Here is a 25,688-nt window from a genome sequence, read left to right as displayed (position 1 = left end):
AAATTTAATTTAGTTGGCTAATGAGTACAGTATTAGTAACAGGTGGTAAAGGTTTCCTGGGAAGTCATATAGTTTCTCAATTATCTGCAGCAGGAAACAATGTCCGAATTTTTGCTCGTCCTCCTGCAACAGGAATTCCTAATAACAATAGTTCTGAGGAATATGATGTAACTTGGGGAGATATCAGAGATGCAAAAGCTGTAGAAAAAGCAGTCGAAGGTGTAGATAACGTCATCCATGTAGTTTCAAATTTTCGCAAAGGTGGATCGGATGACAAAGAAGCTCATGCAGTAAATGTAGAAGGCACAAATAACGTCTTAGAAGCTGCGAAAAAGCATAACGTTAAACATCTGATTCATTGTAGCACTATTGGAGTTCATGGAACTGTACTAGAAATACCAGCTAATGAAGAGACTCCTTTTAATCCCACAGATCTTTATCAAGAAACAAAATTAATTGCTGAAAAACGGGTGTGGGAATTTTATCGAGAAACAGGTCTACCAATTACTGTCATTCGTCCCATATCATTATTTGGTCCTGGCGATCGCCGAATGTTGAAATTATTCAAGATGATCCAAAAAGGTCGGTTTGTAATAGTGGGAGATGGAGAGGTACTATTTCATCCTTCTTATATAGATGATGTAGTCCGAGGATTTTTACTTTGTCTGAACAATCAAAAAGCTATAGGAGAAGTATTTATTTTTGGTGGAGAAGGATATTTAACTCTGAATGAATTATGTCAATTAATTGCAGCAGAATTAGGAGTTAAGCCTCCAAATATTAGAGTTCCTTTAGGTCCAGTTTTGAGTTTAGCAACACTTTGTGAAAAGGTTTGTGTTCCTCTAAATATTGAACCACCTCTACATAGAAGAAGAGTAAGTTTTTTCCAAAATAATCGGGCATTTTCTATTGACAAAGCCAAACAAGTTTTAGGATTTGAACCCCAATATTCAATTAAAGAAGGGATTCAAAAAACCAGAGATTGGTATCAAAAAGAAGGATGGTTATAAATATCAACTACTGAAATTTAATGCAACTACTATGGCTATAAGTGATGAGTTTGAAAAAACAGAACTTCAGGCAAAATTAACTGATGAAAAACAGACAGCTTTACAAAAATATCAGGATATAACAATTGGCTCCTATAGTATTTCTAAATTAATCAAATATGAACTTTTAGTAACGCTGATTGGAGCTTTGCCTGGAGCAATAGGTTTAGTTTTAAGAAAAAAATTCTATAAATCATTATTTGCTAAAGTTGGTCGTAATGTTATTTTTGGGAAATCTATCACAATTCGACATCCCGATAAAATATATATAGGTGATAACGTCATAATTGATGATTATGCAGTATTAGATGGGAAAGGAGCTGATAATAACCGAATTATTATTGGCGATAATGTAATGATTGGTAGATCTAGTGTAATTAGTTGTAAAAATGGCAATATTACCATTGGAGAAAATAGTAATATTGCGATGAATTGCTTTATTCAATCTGCCAAAGAAGTAAACATTGGTAAAAATGTTCTTTTTGCTGCTTATTCTTATGTAATTGGTGGCGGAGATCACGAAACAGAAAGAACTGATATTCCAATCATTGCTCAAGGTCAGATCGTTAAAGGAATTACAATTGAAGATAATTGTTGGATTGGAGCATCCGTAAAAGTATTAGATGGAGTAAAAATAGGTCGCGATAGTATTATTGGAGCAGGAGCTGTAGTAACTAAAGATATTCCAGATTATGCTATTGCTGTTGGAGTACCCGCCAAAGTAGTAAAAACTCGCAACCAAGAAAATTAATTAGCCAAAGTAATCAATACACTAAACTAAATTATGGGAGCATAATAGTTATGACAACAGAAGCAACAGAAAATTTAGGAAACCAGACTACTTTTAACTCAGTCACTACTACACAGGCAACAAACAAAGATAATCATCAACATATACAAAAACCGATCCTGGTTATGCATATAATTGATAAACTAAGTGTATCTGGCTCAGGAATTCATGGAGTAACTAGAGCAATTGAAAGGTGGCTTCCTCGTTTCGATCCTCAGCATTTTCAGTTTTGTATTTGCAGTCTTCGTTCTCCTGAAGAAATTGGTAAAATTTTTGAAGAAAAGGGAATACCTATCTTTTTTCTAGATAAGGGAAAATTCGATCCAACAACTTTAACAAGTTTATTGACACTGATTAAACAAGAAGAACCTGATATTTTACACTTACATGGCTATGGTGCAACAAACTTTGGTCGTTTGGCAAGTAAGTTAACTGGGGTTCCTAATATAGTACACGAACACGTTGTTGTTCAAAACCAACCTTTCTATCAAACTGTTGCTGATACTATCTTATCCTCTTTAACAACAAAGGCAATTGCCATATCCCCTCCTGTACGAGAATTTATGGTCAATCAGCGTAAAATCAGACCAGAAATTTTAGAAACTTTTTTTTACGGTATCCCACTTGCTGAATTTCAATTACCAAACCAAAGTGAGGTTGATCGAGAACGTGAATCTCTGGGTATTGCTGCTGATGAGCAAGTAGTTTTTTATGTAGGTCGTCTGGATGAACAAAAAGGTCTAATTTATCTTTTAAAAGCAGCTATTTTAATTCTTAAAGAGTTGCCTAAAACTCGCTTTTTAATAGTTGGTGATGGGCCAGATATGCCTATGCTTAAATCTTTCTCAGAGAAGGAAAAAATTTCAGATAGATTGATATTCACTGGATTCCGTGAAAATATACCTGTTTTGCTTGGTTTAGCAGATGTAGTGGCTATACCCTCACTTCACGAGGGAGGGCCGATAACATTATTTGAAGCAATGAACTTGCACAAACCAGTAGTTGGAACTCCTGTAGGATTGATGGGAGAAGCTATACTGGAAGGAGAAACTGGCCATATTGTACCTTGTAAAAATGTTGATATGTTAGCAAAAAGGCTCATTCACATATTACTAAATCCCCAGTTAGCTCACAGTATGGGCGAAAAAGCTTGGGAAGTTTGCCAGAATTATGATATATCGAATTCAGTACAGCGATTAGGTGAAATTTATCAGGATTTAGAGGATTTAGTGAATTAATACATTAGCGCTCACAAATCTAGGGAGCGCTAGTTTTTCTAATCTTCACTGTTACTAGGCTTTTCCACATTTTCTATAAAGCGATCGCGTCGTACTAGCATAACTAATCCTAAAAGACAAGTAACCACTATACAAATGCTAATTGATGATTTCAAGCCATATAATATCAAAGATGGCATAGCTGTTGCCAGTAAGCTAATAACTACAATAAGGCGAATGGTACTTCCTACTTGACTATACCCTATCCGAATAATAACTGTTAGAGCAATCATAACTAATACAAATTCACTCAATAAAGTAGCTATTGCTGCACCAACAGCTCCCAACATTGGAATGAGTATGGCATTAATCGCTATATTAGAAATCACTGCACCAAGTAAAATAGGAGGTAGACTCTTTTCTTTTTCCATGGCTACTAGAATATATCGCGTAAATTCTCCAAAGCTGGCAACAATAACGTTAGGAAGTAAAATTCCCAGGCATTGGATAGAATTAAAATAATCATCACCATAAAGAATCTGTACCAAGGTAGTTTGAAGAAATCCAGCAACCAAGAGTACTGGTATTACTAAGGATACAAGGATACGAGTGGCTTTGTATATTTGCCATCCAAGTCGATCAGGATCTGCTGCGTAGGTTCGAGCAAATCTAGTAAAAGCCACATAGAAAATAACTCGTGGCAAGGCTGATAAAATCTCCATGATCTTGTAAGCCGCACCATAGAAACCAGCCTCTCCTGTAGGAGCGATCGCCTTAAGCATGACTAGATCGATCTGATAATAAATTACCCAAAGCACTCCAAATAATGCAAATGGATAAGCTATTTTCAAAGATTCTATTAGGTTACTAAAATTGAAAGGAGACCATACAGTTACTTTCCGACTCAAGTAGTATAGTAGCCCTAAATTCTCCAATAGCCGAACAACCACCAAAGTTGTCACTACCCATACCAAACTCTTAGTCAAGAATAAGACTGCTAAAGTACACAAAACTACAGCACATCTTTCAATAGCGACAGAAATTGTTTCAGTTCTAAACCACCCCATACCTTTGAGGACACTACGTTGAGTCATTTTAATCCCACGACAAAATTCTGCAAAGATCGCGAGGTAGCAAACAATCAGTTCTTCTCCCTTGAAACCCATGAGGTGGGCGATAGGGAGCAAAATTATGAGGACTGGTAATGTATTAAGAAGTTCCAACAATAGAAACTTGATAGTTGATTTAGAGCCTTCTTCTGGATTAGCAGCTACTTCTCGATTAAGTAGTGGTGGTAGTCCAAACTGCATGAACAGAGACATAATGCCTGCTAAAGCAACCGCAGATGCAAAAATTCCATATTTTTCAGGCCCTAGAACCCTAGCTAAAACAATGTACAGTAGAAAAGTCAGACCAAGAGTTAGCTCACCAAGAAACGCATATAAGTATGATAAATCTAGACGTGCCAGAAAATTTCTCATATTAGTCAACTATAATTTTTTATATAATATATTGTCAATATATCGAGCATCATAGAAAAATGCTAACTTCATCATTTCACAAAATAAAAATAAAATATTTAAACTATAAAGTACCATTATTTTTACTATGTTTAATTGGACTAGCTTGGGTAAGTGTAGCTCAATTAAATCAAAAGGGTGTTAGTTTACCCTATTCGTCTATTAAACCTCAAATTATAGAATTAGATTTACCTGTAGAAGATGGGGGAATAGGTGGGTTAATCACAGCAGATGTCAATAATGATGGCTATAAGGATTTTATTGTTACTAAACCCGGTCACATTGTGATTTATCAGGGAAATGGGGAAAAACTTTGGGCAAAACAAATTGATATTCAAGTTACCAAAAAATCAGAGGAGTATGGATTACCAGGATGGCAAGGGCCGGGAATTCAAGCAGCTGATGTAGATGGAGATAGCAAAACAGAAGTATTATTTTTGACTAAAGATAATGCTCTTCATATTGTTGATGGCGAAAGCGGAAAAACCAAGAAAACTATTATCCTGAATTCACCAGAAGGAACAGAAAGGTGGGAACACCTAGTAATTACTAATTTTCGTGGCCAAGGTGATAGGGATTTATTACTACAGACTACCAACTCAGAAGGATATCGCATGGGACGCTTTTTAGCTGCCTATGCAATAGATGATTTGCTGAAAAAAGAAGACCCACAACCCTTATGGACGAGAGATGATTTTGTAGCCAATGCTCATAATGGGGCACGAGTGGCAGACTTAAATGGAGACGGCAAAGATGAAGTTTTGGGTGGTACCCTGATTTCACCAGATGGAGAGATACTGGTTAAAATTCCTCTCAAACGCAAAACTCATGTTGATGCCATCTTTGTTGCTGATGTGCGTCCAGATATTCCTGGATTAGAGGTAGTAGCTTTGGAAGAACGTGGTGATAATCGAGTTTTTCTATTGAATAGCGATCGCCTAATCTGGGAAACTCACTACAAAAAGCAAGAACCTCAAAATGCTGCGATTGGGGACTTTGATGTCAATCGACCAGGATTGGAAATATGGTGTCGCAGTCGTTATAACGAACACCAGAAACCTTTCGTGTTTGATGCCCAAGGTCAGCTCATTGCCAACTATGAAATGGATGATGTTGCTCCTAGAGGTTGGACAACAAAAGGAGTAGAAGTAATATTTACGGTTGATTGGACGGGGGAGACTAAACAGTTAGCTGCTGCCAAAGAACGTCATGAATCAGGAGATGTAGCAATTTTCGATCCTTTGACTGGGGAATTTATCCACAAGTTCAAAGAAAAAGCCAATCGTCTCTATGTAGCTGATGTTTCTGGAGACTGGCGAGAGGAGTTGATTGTACTTAATGGAAATAAACTGCATATCTACAGTAATGCCGAGTCAAATCCTAATTTGAATCGTTCGCGCTTATGGCTTCAAAATCACTACCGTCGTAGTAAAATGACCTGGAATTATTATAGTCCGTAAGTCAGTTAATTATTGGAGATTAAAGTTAATTATTGGAGATTAATATGAATGAAACTGCTTATAAACAAAAATTAGACTTGCGACAATGGCTACCGATCGCTTTAATTCTATTATTAGCTACAGGATTATATCTCTATGAGATTGGCACAGAAAGTATGTGGATTGATGAACTTTATAGTATTAATGATGCCAAACGCATATTTCCTAACCCTGGGTTTGTACGTCCAGTTTATTATATACTCCTAAGAATTTGGATGTTATTTGGCATGAGTGCTAGCTGGTTACGAAGTTTATCTGTTGTATTTGGATTAGGTACAGTATTTTTAACATACCAACTTGGTCGTCGTGTAAGTGGAGAGCTAACAGGTCTGATAGCAGCTTTGTTGTTAACAGTGTCTCCACTTTTCATCAATCATGCCCAAATGGTTCGTATGTACTCACTATCGACTTGCTTGGCTATTGCTGGTTCCCTAGCTTTGGTATATGCACTAGAAAACCCAAATAACTCTTCAATGGCCTGGTGGGCAGCCACGCGAGTTTTGATGTTTCTAACTGCTCCACTAAACATTACTCTATTACTACCAGATATTCTCATATTTGGATTGAACTTTCGCAAACAACGTGATATATTATTAAATTTTGGAAAATGGCTGTTGCTAGTTATTATTTTATGGTTATTTTCTGTATGGGAAATAGTTTTATCAAGCGCAAGTGCATGGTTTTTTCAATTGACAATTGATGCTAAACAAGAAGTAGCCAAGCAAACATATCCCAGTTTTAGGGAAGTAATACGCAAGTTCAAGAATTTTACTGCCTTTCCATACAATTCACCATCAAAAGCAATTAGTTTATTTTACCGATTTTATACCCTCATATTAGTTTTTTTATTAAGCTTTTCCTTAATTAAAAAGCATCGTTCAGGAAAACTTATCTGGATTGCAGCTTGGGCTTTTATACCTGGAACTATATTATTTTTAGTTTCTTCTCCTAGATTGTGGAATACAGATCGTTACTTATTATTTTTGTGTCCTTACCTTATAATTCTTATTGCTGCTGGCTTTTTGAGACTTTGGAGTTGCCAACGTACAGCAGCTATTGTACTAGCAATTATATACTTAGTTGGTGTCAGTAATGGGTTAGTGCGTTACTACACAGTTCCAGACCATCAAAATTGGCGTGATGTTATACAAGTGATTAATACTATGGAAAAATCAGGAGATCGAATAATTATAGATCAAGGTCTAGGTATTCACGAGGAAAAAATTGCTACTTCACTAGCTTATTACTATAAAGGTACTACACCTATTTACGTCAACCGAAGAATGTTTTTAAAGCCTGAGAAAAAATATGTAGAGGAATTTATCGCTAACCTGTTACCAATAGAAAGGATCTGGTTACTTTCCAGGAATGATTTTGATGAACAGGCGTTCCAAAACTATTTTGGAACTAAGTTGCAACTGGAAAAACATTGGGAATTTACTAATAATTTAGATTTCTACACCAATGATATAATGCACCTGTTTCTAGCAACTCCTAATTCAAATATTGAAAAAAACAATGAACGGTAACCTAACTTACAAGGAGTAACTACCCTAAATTCTCTGGAGGAGAGAATAAATATGAAAGAAAAAATTTGGGATTTAACAAAAAATAAATCTAAATCAGATTTATTGTGGCAGATAATTCCTATTACTTTAATCCTATTATTAGCTACTGGATTATATCTTCACCAACTCGGTGCAGAAAGCCTGTGGAAAGATGAACTCCTCAGCGTAGATCGAGCAAAAAAAGATATTTTTGATATTTTGTGGGGAGGCCGTACCCATCAACTTCTCGTCAAAGGTTGGATGGTATTTGGTTATAGCGATAGTTGGCTGCGGGGGGTATGCGTTGTTTTTACTTTAGGTAGCGTTTTCTTAATTTATCGACTTGGTTGTCGTTTGGCAAGTCAACCTGTAGGTTTAATTTCTGCCCTATTTGTTGCTATTTCACCTTTGTTTATTAACCATGCTCAAGAAGTGCGGATGTATGGAGTGAGCACTTTTTTTGGGTTGCTTGGTACTCTAGCTTTAACTTCTGCTTTAGAATCTCCTAATAAGTTTTCTATAGGTTTTTGGGCGATCGCTCGATACTTAGCTATTCGTTCTACACGACTAAATTTACTATTATTACTACCGGACATAGTTTTATTCGGTTGGAAGTTTCGTAAACAAAAGCGTGTATTATTGAGTTTTGCTGCTGGATTGATTGTTATTATTCTATTATGGTCTCCCCTGCTAATCAATGTAGCTATTAGTTCGGCTGATTTTATGGGTGGATTTAGAGGAACGGTAGACCCAGGTATAGAAACAGGTGTAGAAAATGTACAAGCTAACTTAAAATCTGTCCCCACTATTATCAGTGTACTACTACAACCAGGTCGTTTTACTGCTTGGCCGTTTGGTAGAGCAAATTCAGCAGCTATTTTCTGGTTTTATAATCTTTACTCAATAATAGTAGCTAGCTTAATTGGTTTAGCTTTTTTTGAAAAACGAAATTTACATAAACTTGGTTGGGCTGCTGCCTGGGGATTTTTACCTTTAGTTCCAATATTTTTGGTTTCTCAAATTTCCCGTTCTATCTGGGTAGATCGTTACCTTCTGTTTACTGCTCCCTATATTTTTATCCTTTTGGCAGCAGGGTTTATGATGGTTTGGCGTCGGTGGCGAATTCCAGCGGTGGCGATCGCTGTGATATATTTTGTTGCTGTTGCTGGAGGGTTGAAACGTTATTATGCTGTGAACGATCGAGAAGATTGGCGGGGTCTTGTCCAATTGATTCAAACTAATGAGCAGTCTGGGGATATTATTATTTGGTCTGCCAGTGAGCTTATTCCTAGGGCACTGAATCATTACTATAGGGGTTCTGCAACTATTGAGGTTAGGCAAGAGCAACCGGAAGACGATCCTCAAGCTGTAGAAAGTTGGTTGCAAAGTTTGCCAAAAACTCAATCGCGTATTTTGTTAGTATCTGCTAATCCATCAGTAACTCTACTGTCTGGAATTGAAAAAGAGTTTAAGGTGGAACAACTTTATGAGATTTCTGCTAGAGGTACAGTAGAGCTTTTCTTACTGACACCCCTAGTGCAGAATGGCGGAAATAACTAAGCAGTTAAAAAAGCCTAAAAGCCTTACTAATCTAATAGACATCTCCAGAAAAGAGGGAGTAGGGAGCAGGGAGTAGGGAGTAGGGAGAAATAATTGATGATTTGTGTAGAATAATTGATTTTATTTTGGATTATTGGAGATGTCTAATATTTTTAACTTTTAACTTCCGCGTAGTGTTAAACCAACTGCGTTGCCCGAAACTGTTCTAATTTTCCAGGCACAACTGTACCATATTCTGTCATAATTCCTGCAATTAATTCTGCAGGTGTAACATCAAATGCCGGGTTATAAAATTCTACTCCCTCTGGACAAATGCGCGTATTTCCCACCTGATATATTTCCTTTGCATCCCTTTCTTCAATTGGTATTTGACTACCATCAGATAATTTAAAGTCTATAGTTGATAGGGGTGCAGCTACAAAAAAGGGAATATTATGTGCTTTGGCTACAATAGCTAGACTATAAGTACCAATTTTATTAGCAGTATCTCCATTTGCTGCTATTCTGTCAGCTCCCACTACTACAGCATGAATTAAACCTTGTTTCATACAATGGGCTGCCATATTATCACTAATTAGGGTGACGGGTATGTTTTCTTGGACACATTCCCAAGTAGTAAGTTTTGCTCCTTGGAGACGGGGACGGGTTTCATCAGCGTAGACTTTGGCTAACCTTCCTTCTCGCCATGCGGAACGAATCACACCTAATGCTGTACCATAACCAGCAGTTGCTAAAGCACCTGCATTACAGTGGGTTAATATGTGCAATTTTTCTGGAGTAGTTGGTAAAACTTCAAGTCCGCGATCGCCTATATTTTTACAAGTTTGTAAGTCTTCTGCATGAATATTTTTAGCAGTTTCTAATAAAGCTGTTTGAATTTCTTCTACAGATCCATTAGTTTTATTTGCTACTTTCAATATTCGTTCAATTGCCCAAAATAAATTAACAGCAGTTGGGCGAGTTTTTCGTAAAATTACAGCAATTTTTTCTAGCTGCTTTAAAAACTCATTTCTATCAGTTATGGAAATTTCTTTTGCTCCTAAATACATTCCATAAGCTGCTGATATACCAATGGCTGGTGCTCCTCGAACTACCATTGTTTTAATAGCTCGTGCCATCTCTTCATAGCTGTTAATTTCTACAATTTTATATTCTCCTGGTAAGCAAGTTTGGTCAATTAATAAAACTCGGTTATTTTCCCAAATAATCGGATTAACTTCTGTAATTTTAGACATTATATTTTTCCCTAATTCCTAATTCTATAGAAAAGAGCTACAAAGTTGAGCGCTAATACCTGAATAGTTAAACCAAATTTACTAAACTTAGCTGAATTTAGCCATAAAAAAATTGTTAATTTGTTGCCATCCTAATTTGAGCTTGCGTTGTAAATATTTACCCAATCCTTTATACAACTTTTGAAAATTGTATTCAAATAAAATATTCATCATATCTTCTACTGTCAAAGATTTTAAATACTTCACTCCTTTATCAATTGATTCATCACTATCCTGCATATATCTTCTGCGACCCATTTGTTCAGAAAGATTCCATTTAATAGCATATCGTCTCTGCATTTCTTTTTGATAAGGGCTAAAACTAGATAAGCGTTTATCTAGATATTTTTGTATATATTTACTAGCTATTTCTGCATTTTCCATACCATGTCTAATACCTTCCCCACCTAACATATTAATAGTAGATACTGCATCACCAATGGCAATAACATTATCTTGATAATAAATATCTTTTAATCCTACAGAATATTTCACAGTTGAACCATGGGTATCTATTAATTTATATTTTTCAAGTTTCATGTAATCTTGAATTAAGAGTTCTAGATACCACCTAATTGATTTTGTTTCTACTATTTGTTTATGTTCTAAATTAAATCTTGCTACACCTATTTTTAGTCTTTGTTTTTCTGGTTCCATAGGAAATATCCAAGAATAACCTTTCGGCATCCATTTATGACCTAAGAAAAAAATTAAATCATTAGCATATTTATCATATTCTCTGGGTTCAACTTCGATTAAATATTCAATTCCAGCAGCGGTTATAAACTGAGGTTGAGTGCTTTTTTTATCATACATAACTGCTCTTGCTGGCCCGGTGGCATCAACCAAAATTTCTGTACTAACGGTAAATTTTTCACCACCTAAACGCCTTATTTCTACAATAGTTTTTCCATTTTCTTGAAAATGTTTAGTATACCGATAACCCATCCAAACTTTACCGCCATAAGTTTCTACTTCTCCTGCCAAAAATTCTCTGAGTTTGGCAAAATTTAAAACTACTCCTAAAGTTTTGGAGGATGCCCAGGTATGATTAATGTTAGTTGTAACAATACTAATTTTTTGCCAATAACTACCAACTACTTTTTCTGGCAAGTTAAATTTCTCAAGAGTTTCTTGGGGAGTTGCTGCACTAGAAAAGTCATTTTTTTGAAATGTTTCATGTTGTTCAACCAGTAAAATTTTGTATCCTAATTTGGCTAAACTTCTAGCACATTGACAGCCTGATGGACCCGCTCCAATTACTACTATATTAAAATCATTGATAGTGTTCATAATGCTTGATTTTTGGCGTTGCTGAAAATAATTTGTAAATACGCCAGAGCGCACTACTATACCACGGTGTTGGAATTTCTGAAAATACTTATATCTAGTTGTTTAGGATCGCAAGTCATAGAATTATTTCCCACTGACATCCGGTCTATTGTACATACGAATACACTACCCTTGAATCTCTAACTGGCTATATATCTGAATCTAGAAGTGTAGCTTTGGGTGGTGCAGTAGTTTCTCTATTCAATTCAATTAAGTAGGTTGGCGGAAATAAACCAAACTATGTAACAGAATGTAAACTTAACTCAAAAAGGCTATTTAGTTGGAATTCAAGGTTGTTTACAAAACTGAATATAGTTATGTTTTTCTGAGCCGACTTACTTATCGTGCCAATAGATTTTGTCGTCTAAATTGTTAAAGTGGAAAAAAATACCTAGACTTAGGATAATTATAATTAATAATTTGACTGCTAATTGATGATACCTATTTTTATTAATACATTTAAATCTTTTATTAAATCAACTTATTTTGATAAAATTATCAGATTTTATAGACGGTTGAAGTTTATTGAGTCTACTAAATCTTTTAAATGATTTTCTGTTAAAAACCTAGAAATAATTTTTAGGTAGTACGCCAATTCAATTTCAGATTAACCCAGAAATTCCATAGGGTTGCTACAACGATTGCAATTAGGTTTGCTAAATATCGATTAGGCAAGAAAAAATTAAACACTAAATTCAAAGTCAAAACATTTATGAACAAACCAGCTAAACAAACAATGTTGAATTTACAGAATCGTCTTAATAGTTTAGACCTACCTTTTTGTTTTCGAGAATAATCACTGAATGTCCAACGATCGTTCCAAACAAAATTATTAAGAATTGCTAACTCTCCTGCAACAAACTTACTTCGAGTCAACCCCAGCCCTAAAGTAGTTGGATCGCTCAGTAAATAGAGAACAATCATATCCACAAAGACTCCACTTAGGCCAACAATTCCGAAGCGAATAAATCGACTAAATGGCCATAAATAAATTCTCAGTCTCAAGAGATGATGAATATAATCTTTATATTGTCGCCAAGTCACCTTACTCTCGCCGTCTAAACGCTCTTGGAAAACATAGCCTACCTCTGCAATGCGCCCAATATTGCCCCTAGCAATAACTTCAATTAGAATTTTGTATCCCACTGGATCTAATTTACATTCAGCGATCGCCTTTCGTCTGACTAGAAAGTACCCACTCATAGGATCGGAAATTTTACCAATAGTGTTAGGTAAGATTAACAACCCTACGGTTTGCGCCCCTCTTGACAAAAAACGTCGCATAAAACTCCAATCACTAACACCACCCTCTTCGGTATGTCGGCTAGCTACTGCCAAATCTGCACCCAGGCAAATTTTCCCCAGTAATTCTAATACACTTTCAGGTGGGTGTTGTAAATCAGCATCAATTACACCCAAAATCTCTCCTCGGGCACTTTGCCAGCCTCTAATCACGGCAGTTGATAATCCACGTTCGTATTGACGGCGCATGACTTGCAACTGTGAATAATGCTCCATCAGTTTTTGTGCAATTTGCCAAGTTAAGTCAGGGCTATTATCATCGACGACAATCAACTCGTAACGTTGAGATAAAACTCTATCCAGTACCTCACAAAGCTTATTGACTACTCTTTCAATATTTTCAGCTTCATTATAAGTAGGCAAAACTAAAGAAAACCAAATCTCAGATTGTGATGCTTCTGCTGTCTGCTGAATCAGGTTTTTAAGGGATATTTCTGTTAAATTAGAAAATAAAGGGGGAACTATGAGAGATCCAGATGCTGGTATTAAAAGAGGTTTGAGTGATTTTTGATCTGGCATAGCTTAGAGGAATTGGATAACATAGTTTCTAGTTAAGAAACTGTTTGTAAAGTTTTGTAATGTACAATAATTGCCCTTTAAAGTGTAACAACTTGGTTATTTATCCCAGATTTTACAGGCTAAAATACTCAGTTTGCGAGAGGTAAAAATACTTCATAATTCTTTACAAACAACCTCTAAGATTTTTGCCGTTGTTGAACTAAGGTATGAAAATAAAAACTGAATAATCTCTAAGTATTTGTTATGCAATAGTTTATGGGTAGTCTTGTATAGCAATCTTATTTCAATTGTAATATTTTTGTGATACTTAGGACTCAAGAGTCAAGAGTCATAATTTTCAAGGTTTTTCGTCAATCTTAACTATTAGAAAAATTCTCACAAATCATTTAGGATTACTATAATTTAGGATTACTATATATGTATTGATAAGTCAATATAATTAATTAATTCTTGACACTAATCTTGAAAAGATTACGTTTTTCCTACTGAAAAATTATTGTCTAGGCGATATAGTTACCGAATAATTAAGGTTTAAAGCCTCTCATGAGTAAGGAGAAATAAGCGGTCGATAGATGGTGAGGTTTCCCGAATAAAGCAGAGCCATTCCACTTTTTATGTAGGATGTGATGGATAGGTTACCTAACCATATCCAATCGACCAAGAGGGAAAAAATTTTCCTTTTAGTCAATCCTATTTCTTTTCAAGGAGAAGTAATAATTAATCATTAATCATTAATTGTTTAACGCTAGGCTCGGCGAACCCTACATATAATCAGCTATCAAATTATCAGCAATTAACTCCAAGCATTCTAACCTAAAAGTATGCTATGGCATTTTCCAAGGTCGTGAAGTACAGTTATATTTTTGTCTTTTTATTCCCTATTTCCAGTTAAGTGTTCCTTCAAACATAAAATTTTGTACCTCAAGCTTTTTGAGAATTGCTATATTATCTATTGATAGTAATCATAAAAAAATCTGTATAATCTTATATCATGTTAGGTTGAATAGTTATAAATCATTAGGAACAAGTCAGGAGTCAGAAATCAGTAGTCAGGAGGGAAAGAGTAAATTTAGAATGAAGTAAGGCTTATTATAACTAATTATCCGCAATTCGTAGCTCCCCCGGACGGAGCACATTATATTAGGTGTCAAATTATCAAATAAGTTTTCATAATAATCATGTCAAAAATTAGACTATTGATAATAACAAAAAAAATATAGCAGATTTCACCCTATTGAGGTACACCTGCGCGAGCAAGATGCTCGCACTAATAAAATTTAATTATCAATATCTGTACCTGACTAGCTTGGGAAATGCTATATCAGTATTATTAGAGACAATTTGTAGAAAATAGTAATGGAAATTATATTAGGAATGAAACCAAAGAACTAATTAATAAATTATTGCTCTGATAAAATTAGTTTGGCTGGTATAATTCCTCCAGAATTACGTCAACAACCAGAATTATGTCAACAATAAGTATGCTCAGATTTATCTATCTTTGTTATGGTTCAAAACAGTACCTTAAAGAATAGAAATATGACCAATTTTTTTGGTAATTTTTAACTATTTCCGCTGTATTATCTTTGCTATTATTATCAACAAGAATAATTTCCAAAAAAAATGTTCAGTATTAATTTTATCTAACAATTTATCCAAAACCTTTGGTAAAAGTTTTGACCCATTAATAATAGAGATAGGCACTTTCAATAATGGATAATTGATAATTACCTTTCCCTAAGAGAAAGAGGATTAAATAAAAGGAAAATTTTTTCTCTCTTAGTCAATTGGATATGGCGCACTTCGGAGCTTTGGGTAAGCAAAAGTTATCCCATTCTACTCATGGGAGCAAACGACCGCTTATTTCTCCTTTAAAAGAGAGAATTTAAACCTTAATTATTCTGTAAACTGCACCTATTTCATAGAGACTTTTAAAGTAAAAAGTTATTTTTTATAGTAACTTATTTTATATTTGTAGCAGTTCAAGTGAACTATAGATTAGGATATAAATCAGAAAACATAACTTTTAGATAGCCATACTTTTTATTAATTATCCTAATCTTTGTTTCACCTGCCATAACCGCCGATTTATTTCAGAAAAATTATGCCACTGCTGGTTGTAGAGTCCGATAATTTACTGTATTTATGTTTGAATTCCCTATGTTCATTTTCTTTCCAGCCAATAAACGTTGGGGATAATCTATGGCATAGCCTTGAGCATAACCGACTCCTAATGTTTTAATATTTGCCATTATATTGCTGTTTTCAACAGCTTCTGCAATCGTCTTAATACCTAGTTGATAACCTAGATTATGGATTTGTTCTATCCCTCTGAAATTTTCCTGATTATTAGTAACTCCCCTTACTAATTTACCATCAATTTTTAGATAATCTATAGGTAGTTTTTTGAGATAATCAGGCATTAAGTTGGCACGACCAACATTGTCTAAGGTAAACTGACAACCAACTTCTTTGAAAACACTAATTAGCTTTGCCACTTGCTTCATATTAGCGAGAGCAATACTTTCACTGATTCCTAAACTAATTGTTTCTGGCGAAATTTCATACAGATCAAACTGCTGAGACAAGAAATCTATAAACTTTTCATCATTAACACTAGCAGCACTGAGATTAATTTCATATACACAATTATTATTGCTTCGAGCTGCTTGGGAAAGTTGAGTAAATAAATTCCCAATTACCCATTTATCGATAGTTATCATCAAATTATAACGTTTTGCAGTAGGTATAAACTGACCAGGTAACATTATATTTCCTATTTTATCCTGAAGTCGCAGAAGAATTTCTAAATGTTCACTATGGAAATCTTCCTCACCAATAGGCAATATCTTTTGGGCATGAAGAATGAAGCTTTTTTCTTCAAAAGCTGTGGCAATTTGTTCTAACAAATATTCATCTTCAGGGAATGTTTGATAACTAGATACTTTTGTTTTAGCCTTTTTTTGTTTGTTCCAGAATAAGAAAGGACTTTTGATAGTTCTCCACAAAAATTCTGTCTGGTAATGAGTAATAGCATCAGCTTTTATTGACTCACCTTTTTTAATTGAGTTAAGGACTAATATCCGAAGGTCATTACCAATGTAACCTGAAAAAGCCAAAGATTTCTGCCAACTTTTGAGAGTCATCTTGCTCAGGCTATGTTTGCTTAAACCTACACAACGCATTAGGTTTAGTAGGTAATCTTTTTTTAGTTGGGAATTAGGAATTTTATGATAAACCATCATTGCTGGGTTATACCAAATTTCCCAGCCTGCTTGCTGAATATTCCTCAGTACTTCTAAATCTTTACTAGCTAATCCTGCTGCTTTGTCTGTATGATTTAAGCATAATTTCTTCCTAACTGCTTGTTGCCAGACTTGTTTACGAACTACGACTCCAGCAATAGGAGGTAATATCTTATTCCTGGAGTTATATAGATGTGGTTTATTGCCTCGTTCTACAATTGCTAAAAAACAGGCTATTTCTTTCAAATTTTCTGGGATTTTTGACTCATAATTTTGTTCAAAAAAGTCTCCATGTATTTGACTGCCAAAAGCACCAACTTGAGGATTTTTTTTACCAAAACAATAAGCTTGAGCAACCCATTCAGCATCAGGTAAATTATCATCATCTAGAAAACCAATAAGTTCTCCTCTTGCTTTTTCGATGGCTCTTTGTCTAGCAAATTCTACACCTTGTTTTGGTGCGAAAACATATCTCAGTGAAATTAATTTAGACCAGTCAGCTTGATAATTTTCTACTACTTTAGCAGTCATATCTGTGCTGTTGTTATCAACTATGATTACTTCCCATGAAAAGTTTTCAGTGTTTATTTGTGATTTTAATCTGTCTAGTACGTCTGGTAAACGAGTTTCCCCATTATAGGTAGGGATAGCAACTGTGAAATCAACTCTATTCATATTTAATTTTGCACCTCAACTAAAGTTTTTTTATCCTCCCACTCAGTATTTGTATTTACATAGTAACTGAGTAGTTTTTAAATTATTTATCTTTTGCCTAAGTGATTGGCGTTTATAGCAATTTTTTCAAACAATAAGACTAACTAACTCTAAAACTATTACAACAAACCTAATATATAGAAAATGAAGCAAAGTTAAACACAGAATTAATTAGGAGTAAACAGGAAGAAAAATCTGAGTAATCTATAGCGATGATTATTCAATAATGTTCTAACTTATACTTCAATTTCCCTGACTAATCCAAGAGTTTACGGGTATTTTTGAGATTTTTTATTAGTCCTACATCTGATAATATACTTCCCTATTTCTTGTTTTTTATGAAGAATCGGTAAAGATTACCCAGAAATTTATAAATTTTCTATGAAGAGACTTAATGTTTAATTATTTGTTACATACCTGATTGGCTTTGTTCTCTAAGGTTAATTATTTTATTAAAATTTGCTACTAAAAAACTTGACAAATTATATTTTTTAAAGTAATGAGGCTTTTAAAAATTTTAATTTTTTCTTTATAATTTAAAAATATCTGGTTAGATTTGTAATCAAAGTAAATAAATTAACATCAGGTGAGGATTACGGAGAGATATACCTAGCGCTACACATAACATAAGTCAATAGGGTTTGCTGAAAAAAAGTAGAGTTCGAGGAGTGGCAAGTGTGGGAAGTGTGGGGAGATAAAATCTTGTCTACTTATGCATACCAAAATAGATGAGTTTCAAGCACTGAAAACCTGGGACTTTTTTCGAGCCCAAAAAGGTACTTGCTTTTATCTGTCAATGCTTTGATATTTAATCAGTAAGTCCTCAATACTTAAATATCTTGAGTTTTAATGTAAGTAGGTATGCGCGAATAAACGTCACTATGTAACGAAATGTTAAAGCAGTTGAAACCCTTGAGATTGCTTCTTTCCGCTCCGCTGCAGTCGCAATGACATACTTGTAAATTTTTTCACCTACCTACTTACTATTTGCGAAAAGAATTTGGGCTTTGTTGAACGAATTTATAAATTGGCTAAATTTTTATATCTTCCTGCGAAACTTGCGTTATAATAAAAGATTGTTCAGAGCAAGTCTCAACGGTGATATCAACCAAGCACTAATATGTTGGAGAAATAAATTTGTTCTACTTTACTTTAAGTAGGTTGAAGTGTTTACTTAAATATATTCAGTAGACCATTGGCATCGCAGTTATGTGCGTTATACAAAGGTAAAGGGTCATCATCAACTGCCGAAGCCTGAGTAGCATCTAAGATAGATGAGGTTTATAAATTTCAGGGATTTATTCATATAATAGTGAGGTTCAAAGCCTCTACTATAACTTTGAGGTTTAGTTGAGGAGAATAGGACAAAGTTATGCGAATATTACAAATAGTACCATCTATCTCTCTTGTTTATGGGGGTCCGAGTCAAATGGTTTTAGGACTTTCTACCGCCCTTGCTGCTCAAAATATAGACGTTACTATTCTCACCACAGATTCTAATGGAGATGCTGGTCAGCCACCTTTAGATGTTCCCCTTGATATACCTGTTACACAAAACGGTTATCAAATTCGTTATTTTCGTTGTTCTCCGTTCCGTCGCTATAAGTTTTCTCTAAAATTATTACAATGGTTAAATCAACACGCTGCTGATTTTGATTTGGCTCATATTCATGCTCTTTTTTCACCAGTAACTACTATAGCTGCAACTGTTGCTAGGAGTAATAATTTACCCTATATTTTAAGACCTTTAGGAACTTTAGATCCCGCTGATTTACGTAAGAAAAAACAACTCAAAAAAATTTATGTTTCTTTGTTAGAAAAGCGGAATATTGCTCATGCTGCTGGGCTTCATTTTACCACTACACAAGAGGCAAAAATTTCCGAAAGATTTGGTTTATCTACAAAAGATTTAGTAATTCCTTTAGGTGTTAACCCTCCAGATAAGATTGAAAATGAAAATTTGGCTAATTATCTCCAATCTCAAGGGATAGAAATTAAACATCCCATGATTTTGTTTATGTCTCGCATTGAACCGAAAAAAGGGCTAGATTTATTGTTACCTGCTTTAGAAAAGTTATTGGTAGAAGGGATAGATTTTCAATTTATCTTAGCAGGTGCAAATCCTCAAGACCCTAATTATGAAGCAAAAATTAACTCACAAATAAAGGCTTCTCCTCTTGCTAAATGTACAATAATAACTGGGTTTGTTACAGGAAAAATAAAGACAAGTTTATTACAAATTGCTGACTTATTTGTATTGCCTTCTTATTATGAGAATTTTGGTATTGCAGTAGCAGAAGCAATGGTAGCAGGAACCCCAGTAGTAATTTCTGATCAGGTTCATATTTGTCAGGATGTGGTAAGAGCAGAAGCAGGTTGGGTTGGTGGTTGTCAAATAGAAGATATGGCTACTTTAATTAAGTCAGCTTTGCAGAATGAAGCAGAAAGGAAACGCCGGGGTTTGAATGCTAAAGAGTTAGCTAAAAATAGTTATAGTTGGCAGGCGATCGCCACACAAACTATTAAAGCTTACGAAAAAATTATTGCCCGTAAATAGCTTAATCAACAGCTCAAAAGTCATAGTAAATATTTATTAACGACCTCTGAGTTATCTGGTCTGTCTATGTTAATAATTTTCTGATGAAACTACATTTTATCTACTTTTCAAAATTTTGATTAATTTTGTACTTTCTAGACTTCTTTTTAGTAACTTGATGGATTTCTGATTTGGCTCGAAAAATTGTTGAAGCTTTTTCTGTAGATACTTCCAAGACCTGACACAAACGAGTTAAAAACACTTGTTCTTTACCAGATAAAACCCCATCTACTAAAATTATGTCAGTAGCTAACATAAAAGCTGTTTCTTTATACTCCGGATGTAGTGAATCATTGGCTATAGCGACTAAATTGTTAATTCCTTTTTCGCTAAGTGTATTTAACAACCTATTAAGCATATTTGTAATCTGTTTTTCTGAATAGCCTTTAAAAATTTCCATTTGAGACAAAAGCACTATCACTCGTTCTGTTTCTTGTTCTAAAAGATAACCATCTGAGGCAATCGCAGATACTGCAATAGCTGCTATTGCTTCAGGTTGTGAGAATGCAACTCGATGTGCATTGTAAGCTTCAAATACCTTATTTAATAAACTCATTTTAGGCATTGTCTCCTAATTTATTGTTTGTTGATTTTTGTACTATTTTATCTTGAATAACAGCTTTACACAGCTTATCGTTTCTATCACAGGATTATTTTTTTGTCAACACTACCTTTTGTCTATGGTAGATTTATAGAATATTTATAAAGTTAATATTAAGAATGTGGAATTTGTACTGAAACTGTGCATAAGAAACTAGATATTTTATGGAGCTTTAACAGAAATACAGCAGTTTCCACAGCTACGAGGTAAATATATTGACGGTTTTAGGGAGTAGGGGAGTGGGGGAACAAACAAAAAATATTTACCCCGTCAAAAATCCAGCTATTGTACCTCATAATAACGGGAAATCCTGTATTTGTAGCTAAGGTATTTTTATGGTCATATCACTTAATTTTCATGTCTATATTTTGACGTAATCTTGCTAATTAGACAGTAGAGTTAGAAACCAAATTCATGAAGTTTTCTGAAATTACCAATGCAGCTGATCCACACTAATAAAATTTTTACTAAAAAAATTGTTTTCCAAGTAAATATTAAAACTTGAATATAGTCTATACTTAGATGATTAATAATAGTCAATGTAGTGGTTAATTCACTAAATTATTAACATAGATATATCTATATTTTAGTGCTGTTTTATGGTTGGTAAATATTACATTATATCGCTTTCAAAAAACCTGTTTGCTGTCGAGTGAATGATTTTTTAATTGATTAACAAACTCATTAATTCTATGCAAATATTCATTACCAGCAATCCCTGCAACATTATTATGATCTGCACCAGGAACTATATATAAATCTTTAATTTCAGCAGGAGTAACTGCAAATAATTGTTCACTCATATAGGCAGGAACTGACATATCCTCTGCTCCATGAACTAAGCAAATTGGTATATCTAATTTCCTTAGTTTGGAAATAGAGTCAAATTTTTGATGTAGTAGGAGTTTTATGGGAAAAAATTTATAAATCCCACCCTGATAATTGACCATACTTTGCATAGAAGTAAAAGAACTTTGAATGATTAATCCTGCCATTTGTGGGTGTCTTGTAGCCAACTCAATAGCAATAGCTCCACCTAAAGAATGACCATAAACCAATATATTTTGCGGATTAATCTGGCGTTGATTAACCAAATAATTCCATACAATTTCTATATCTTGATAAATCTGCGCTTCACTAGGAAAATTCCCTTTACTATGCCCATAACCTCGATAATCTATTAACAAGACATCAAAACCTAATTTATGAAATTTATAAGCTTGTTCAACATTCGCTCCTATATTGACACCATTACCATGGAAATATAAAACTACATTTGGAAAATCTGATCTGTAAAAGTTAGCAGGTATCCACCACCCATGTATTCGTTCCAACTTGCCTTTTTGCTGAAAGACAGATAACCAAACTTCTTGATATGGAAGATTTACATTTTCTGGTGTTATTTCTATAACTGAACTAGGGAAAAATATAAATCGCTGTTGCATAAAAACTAGAAATATGCAGATAGCAATATAAGCTATAACTCCAATTATTCCAATAATTAAAAGCCACTCCACAACAGAAAAAATATGAGATTGCCACATAAGAAAAATTTATAATTAGATTATGTCTGCTTAATTAGGGCTTGCTGATTAAATATCAAAGCATTGACGGATAAAGGTTTGAGCAATTTTAGATCTGGAAAAAGTACCAGGTTTTTGGTTGATAAAGCGGAATCAAGTGAGCATTTTGGGTAGATTATCGCAGAAAAATCAAAGGACTATTCTTTCTCATGCTTCCTCATATAATTTCCATTCCTCCTGACTCCTGACTCCTGACTCCTGACTCCTGACTCCTACCCTCACCCATAAGAATTTTTCAGCAAACCCTAATTAGTCAAGAGTTACAAACACCCAATTCCCTAAACCCTGTTTCTTCTAGATTTCTTTATGTAAAAAGAGTAAAGTTATCATAAATCTTTTCCTTCCTACGTTCAGTCTCTTAATGTCTCTTAATTTGACATAAAAATAAATTTTAACGTCAATCTACTAGGCCGACACAACCTAATCTAGGATTGCTATAGCATCGTTGGCATGGGGGAGGTATCTGATTAAATGTTTGTTGAGCTTCATTGAGTACGGCCTTTGTATAAAATGTCCGTACCTCTTCCCCTACTATTGCAATGCAACATTTTAGTTGCTTCACGCCACTATTTAAACTTTGTCTAGATTGAAAACCATAGTTTGGGGAAAATGTTCATAACAGATCAAAATTCAAGGATTGTAGTTTTTTCTACTTTCAGATAAGAACTCTAAGTCTCAAGGTTGATGAGGTTTAGGAATGAGAATTAAATAAACTCCACAATTTTGTTGAAAGAACTCAGATGATATGGAGTTTACGAAATTTAACTGGTGTAGATAATAAAATCCTCATTCCTAATGACTTTTAAGCGATTAACTTTATCAACCCCTAATGCTTCATCAATAAAAACTAAAAAATAACCTTATCAAGTTGAGGTTGACGTTTGTACCAGTTATTAGATTGTTCATAAACATGAGCAACTTCAAACAGTAAACCTTCTTTCAAAACATTACCAATCAATTGCATACCAATAGGTAATCCTTGTCGATCAAAACCACAGGGTAAACTTAAAGCAGGTAAACCAGCCAAATTAACTGGAATAGTCATTAAGTCAGATAAATACATACTCAGTGGGTCATCAGTTTTTTCACCCACCTTAAATGCTGTAGTTGGAGAAGTGGGACAAGCCAAAATATCTACTTGAGCAAAAGCTTTATCAAAATCTTCCTTAATTAAAGTACGGACTTTTTGAGCTTTCAGATAATAAGCATCATAATACCCAGCCGACAAAGCATAAGTACCAATCATAATTCGGCGCTTAACTTCTGAACCAAAACCTTCAGCACGAGTCTTGGCATACATATTTAAGAGGTTTTCCGACTCAGGAGTACGGAAACCATATTTGACCCCATCATAGCGGGCTAAATTTGCCGAAGCTTCTGATGGAGCAATAACATAATAAGTAGGTAAACCGTAGCGAAATCTCGGACAAGAAACTACCTGAATTTCTGCTCCTAACTCTTGCAGTAGTTCCACTGCTTTAGTGAAAGCTTGAAGAACAGATGAGTCTAAACCTTCACCAAAAGTCTCTTTAATTAGACCAATTCTAATTTGCCCTTTAGGTCTTAAATTAGGTCTCAGATTTTTAGTGTAATCTGGGATAGAAACATTCAGACTGGTAGAATCTTTTGGGTCATAACCAGCGATCGCCTGCAACAAAATAGCAGAATCTTCCACAGTTCTGCTAAAAGGACCTATTTGATCCAGAGAGGAAGCGTAAGCTACTAACCCATAGCGAGAAACCAAACCATAAGTAGGCTTCATTCCCACCACTCCACAAAAAGATGCTGGTTGACGAATTGAGCCACCTGTATCTGACCCTAATGCCACTACACATTCTTCCGATGCCACTGCTGCTGCGGAACCTCCCGAAGATCCCCCTGGTACTCTTTCCACATCCCAGGGGTTAGCGGTGACTTGATAGGCAGAATTTTCTGTTGAACTGCCCATGGCAAATTCATCTAGATTAGTCTTACCTAAAATTACTGCCCCAGCATCCACAAGTTTTTGAGTTACCGTAGATTCATAAGGCGGAATAAAATTTTCTAGAATCTTAGAACCACAAGTAGTAGGGATACCTTGGGTACACATATTATCTTTAACAGCGATCGGAATCCCTGCTAGAGGTCCAATTTCCTCTCCTGTAGCAATTTTGGCATCCACCTGACGGGCCTGTTCGATGGCCTTTTCTGCCGTAACACAGATAAAGCTTTTCAACTTCGGCTCCAACTGGTTGATGCGTTCCAGAGCTTCTTGAGTAATTTCTACAGCAGAGCGTTCTTTACTGATTAGTTGTTGATGTAGCTCGCTAATGGATGCCATGCCTATACCGTCATTCCTAAAATTCAACTATTAGATTTTGACACTTTAACCGTTAAAAATATAGATTGAACGGGAGATTCTTGCTTTTTAGGGTTTCCCTGAAATATACAGGAATTATCGCAAGGTGAATTTTAGCATAAATCTTAGCCCTGTTCACAATCACTTTCTTCACTTAATTGATTGATAGGCAACGATTCATCTCCCGCTTTTCATCTGGGTGACAGAGGTTTTATGACCTAAAATGGAAATGGTGCGTTTAGTATTTGGTAGTTTCCTCTTCTCAATTATCTATTCCCTAAAATCAAAAACTTGTGTACCTCATAGATTGGAGAAATGTTATGGCTATGTTATAGCAAAGCAATGATTCAGGAATTAGCTATTACATTAAAAATTATTAATTTTCTCAAGTTATTACATTTTTAATAATCAAGCTTTATATTCTGTCTATTTAAAATACCTGCAATAAAAAATTTAGGGAATAGGGAGTAGTTCAACAATTAATAATTAATTATTACCGAAATATTGTGGTTTAAAGCATCCCCTGAAAAGGGGATAATAAATAAAAATTTTCCTGTTCGTCAATCCTCTTCTTTTCAAGGAGAGGTAATTCTAAATTCTAAATTCTAAATTCTAAATTCTTAATTCTTAATTCTTGAACTCCTCTGCAATAGAATGATTGGGCTAAAAGGAATTTTTTTTATCTTGGTCGATTGGATATCGAAGCGGCTTTGTAAGATCGGGAAAGCTCGCGATACCATCCTATGTCATGCTCCAAATTGATTTCAGCGACAGCCTTAAACGTAGTTTTACCCAATAATTAAGGTTTAAAGCCTCTCCTTTAAAGGAGAAACAAGCGGTCGTTTGCGGAGCATTACCTTAGGATGAGATGGCGTTAGCGAAGCGGGTCCGTAGGAGCGGGTTTCCCGCTCTTGCAGAGCCGCTACGCTTTTCATGTCGGCGACAGCCGTTAACGCGCGTTGTGCGGAACGCTAAACGCCATATCCAATCGACCAAGAGAAG

General features: G+C 34.8%; 16 protein-coding genes. 7 read left to right on the top strand and 9 right to left on the bottom strand.

Annotation, left to right across the window (positions count from 1 at the left end; translation table 11 throughout):
* Positions 1-20: 20 nt before the first annotated feature.
* From ACP6PL_RS09460 to ACP6PL_RS09450, 3 genes are read left to right on the top strand one after another with little or no spacing between them, the layout of a single operon-like run.
* Entirely contained in the window at positions 21-1,010 is a 990-nt protein-coding gene (locus tag ACP6PL_RS09460; protein WP_426544874.1) for an NAD-dependent epimerase/dehydratase family protein, read from the top strand.
* Between the two features lie 31 nt (positions 1,011-1,041).
* A complete protein-coding gene (locus ACP6PL_RS09455) occupies positions 1,042-1,800 on the top strand; it encodes a DapH/DapD/GlmU-related protein (RefSeq protein ID WP_426544872.1) in 759 nt (252 codons plus the stop codon).
* A gap of 50 nt (positions 1,801-1,850) precedes the next feature.
* A complete protein-coding gene (locus ACP6PL_RS09450) occupies positions 1,851-3,077 on the top strand; it encodes a glycosyltransferase family 4 protein (protein WP_426544870.1) in 1,227 nt (408 codons plus the stop codon).
* A gap of 38 nt (positions 3,078-3,115) precedes the next feature.
* Here the strand turns inward: ACP6PL_RS09450 and ACP6PL_RS09445 are convergent, their stop codons facing one another.
* A complete protein-coding gene (locus ACP6PL_RS09445; RefSeq protein WP_426544972.1) occupies positions 3,116-4,537 on the bottom strand; it encodes a flippase in 1,422 nt (473 codons plus the stop codon).
* Between the two features lie 59 nt (positions 4,538-4,596).
* Between ACP6PL_RS09445 and ACP6PL_RS09440 the strand changes: the two genes are divergently transcribed.
* From ACP6PL_RS09440 to ACP6PL_RS09430, 3 genes are read left to right on the top strand one after another with little or no spacing between them, the layout of a single operon-like run.
* Positions 4,597-6,036, top strand: a complete 1,440-nt coding sequence (locus tag ACP6PL_RS09440) for a rhamnogalacturonan lyase family protein (protein WP_426544868.1) — start codon at positions 4,597-4,599, stop codon at positions 6,034-6,036.
* A 44-nt stretch (positions 6,037-6,080) separates the two neighbouring features.
* A complete protein-coding gene (locus tag ACP6PL_RS09435; protein WP_426544866.1) occupies positions 6,081-7,604 on the top strand; it encodes a glycosyltransferase family 39 protein in 1,524 nt (507 codons plus the stop codon).
* 51 nt (positions 7,605-7,655) lie between these two features.
* Positions 7,656-9,182 carry a glycosyltransferase family 39 protein gene (locus ACP6PL_RS09430; RefSeq protein ID WP_426544864.1) on the top strand — a complete coding sequence of 509 codons (1,527 nt, stop codon included), beginning with the start codon at positions 7,656-7,658 and terminating at the stop codon, positions 9,180-9,182.
* A gap of 176 nt (positions 9,183-9,358) precedes the next feature.
* On the opposite strand, the gene mtnA is transcribed toward ACP6PL_RS09430, so the two are convergent.
* The 5 genes from mtnA to hpsE form a co-directional block, all read right to left on the bottom strand.
* Positions 9,359-10,417 (bottom strand): S-methyl-5-thioribose-1-phosphate isomerase, encoded by a 1,059-nt coding sequence (gene mtnA, locus ACP6PL_RS09425; protein WP_426544862.1) that lies wholly within the window; start codon positions 10,415-10,417, stop codon positions 9,359-9,361.
* An 87-nt stretch (positions 10,418-10,504) separates the two neighbouring features.
* Positions 10,505-11,749: an NAD(P)/FAD-dependent oxidoreductase gene (locus ACP6PL_RS09420; protein ID WP_426544860.1), complete on the bottom strand. Its 1,245-nt coding sequence runs from the start codon at positions 11,747-11,749 to the stop codon at positions 10,505-10,507.
* A gap of 618 nt (positions 11,750-12,367) precedes the next feature.
* On the bottom strand, positions 12,368-13,609 hold the full coding sequence (locus ACP6PL_RS09415) for a glycosyltransferase (protein WP_426544858.1): 1,242 nt from the start codon (positions 13,607-13,609) through the stop codon (positions 12,368-12,370).
* A gap of 1,504 nt (positions 13,610-15,113) precedes the next feature.
* Positions 15,114-15,227, bottom strand: coding sequence for a glycosyltransferase (locus ACP6PL_RS09410; protein ID WP_426544856.1), 114 nt, complete (start codon positions 15,225-15,227; stop codon positions 15,114-15,116).
* A gap of 484 nt (positions 15,228-15,711) precedes the next feature.
* On the bottom strand, positions 15,712-17,529 hold the full coding sequence (hpsE, locus tag ACP6PL_RS09405; protein ID WP_426544854.1) for a hormogonium polysaccharide biosynthesis glycosyltransferase HpsE: 1,818 nt from the start codon (positions 17,527-17,529) through the stop codon (positions 15,712-15,714).
* A gap of 1,411 nt (positions 17,530-18,940) precedes the next feature.
* On the opposite strand from hpsE, the gene hpsP reads away from it, so the two are divergent.
* Positions 18,941-20,125, top strand: a complete 1,185-nt coding sequence (hpsP, locus tag ACP6PL_RS09400; protein WP_426544852.1) for a hormogonium polysaccharide biosynthesis glycosyltransferase HpsP — start codon at positions 18,941-18,943, stop codon at positions 20,123-20,125.
* 100 nt (positions 20,126-20,225) lie between these two features.
* On the opposite strand, the gene ACP6PL_RS09395 is transcribed toward hpsP, so the two are convergent.
* The 3 genes from ACP6PL_RS09395 to gatA all read right to left on the bottom strand — a co-directional run bounded on the left by ACP6PL_RS09395 (position 20,226) and on the right by gatA (position 24,668).
* On the bottom strand, positions 20,226-20,729 hold the full coding sequence (locus ACP6PL_RS09395) for a tellurite resistance TerB family protein (RefSeq protein ID WP_426544850.1): 504 nt from the start codon (positions 20,727-20,729) through the stop codon (positions 20,226-20,228).
* A 665-nt stretch (positions 20,730-21,394) separates the two neighbouring features.
* Positions 21,395-22,309, bottom strand: a complete 915-nt coding sequence (locus ACP6PL_RS09390) for an alpha/beta hydrolase (RefSeq protein ID WP_426544848.1) — start codon at positions 22,307-22,309, stop codon at positions 21,395-21,397.
* Between the two features lie 886 nt (positions 22,310-23,195).
* Positions 23,196-24,668 (bottom strand): Asp-tRNA(Asn)/Glu-tRNA(Gln) amidotransferase subunit GatA, encoded by a 1,473-nt coding sequence (gene gatA, locus ACP6PL_RS09385; RefSeq protein WP_426544846.1) that lies wholly within the window; start codon positions 24,666-24,668, stop codon positions 23,196-23,198.
* Between the last annotated feature and the right edge of the window lie 1,020 nt (positions 24,669-25,688).

Origin of the sequence: Dapis purpurea BLCC-M126 (assembly GCF_050015975.1) — a bacterium.
Taxonomy (GTDB): domain Bacteria; phylum Cyanobacteriota; class Cyanobacteriia; order Cyanobacteriales; family Microcoleaceae; genus Trichodesmium.
This window is presented reverse-complemented; position numbering and strand designations above follow the sequence as displayed.